1 protein-coding gene and 1 pseudogene are annotated in these 287 nt (G+C 55.1%); both read left to right on the top strand.

Annotated elements, in window-relative coordinates:
- Window positions 1-13: 13 nt before the first annotated feature.
- Window positions 14-82, top strand: a pseudogene (locus tag NV64_RS24425) (DUF5431 family protein); the annotation flags it as partial.
- Window positions 51-209, top strand: a complete 159-nt coding sequence (locus NV64_RS23010; RefSeq protein ID WP_056237410.1) for a type I toxin-antitoxin system Hok family toxin — start codon at window positions 51-53, stop codon at window positions 207-209. The pseudogene NV64_RS24425 and the gene NV64_RS23010, both read left to right, overlap by 32 nt.
- The last annotated feature ends 78 nt before the right edge of the window (window positions 210-287 follow it).

The raw sequence follows: 287 nt of genomic DNA on the forward strand, positions 1-287 counted from the left end.
GAAACATCAGGGTATCCTCTTACCTGCCGCAAGGCAAGGAGAAGAAGGTCATGAAACTGCCGCAAAGCACCCTGTTCTGGTGCGTATTAACGCTGTGTTTAACGCTGTTAATATTCACGTTTCTGATGCGGAAATCGCTGTGTGAGATCCGCTACCGGGATCCGTTCAGGGAGGTGGCGGCGATGATGACCTGCGAACCGGGTAAGTAGCGAACCACTGGCGGGGGTAACCCCGCCTTTCGGTCACTGATGTGGCGGGCAGCGCAAGCGCTTTTACAAAGGGCTCTG

The organism is Erwinia sp. B116, from assembly GCF_002865965.1.
Lineage (GTDB): Bacteria > Pseudomonadota > Gammaproteobacteria > Enterobacterales > Enterobacteriaceae > Erwinia.

What these genes read in the sequence shown, in the direction of transcription:
- NV64_RS23010 (WP_056237410.1), top strand. Translation starts at nt 51, where the DNA reads ATGAAACTGCCGCAAAGCACCCTGTTCTGGTGCGTATTAACGCTGTGT.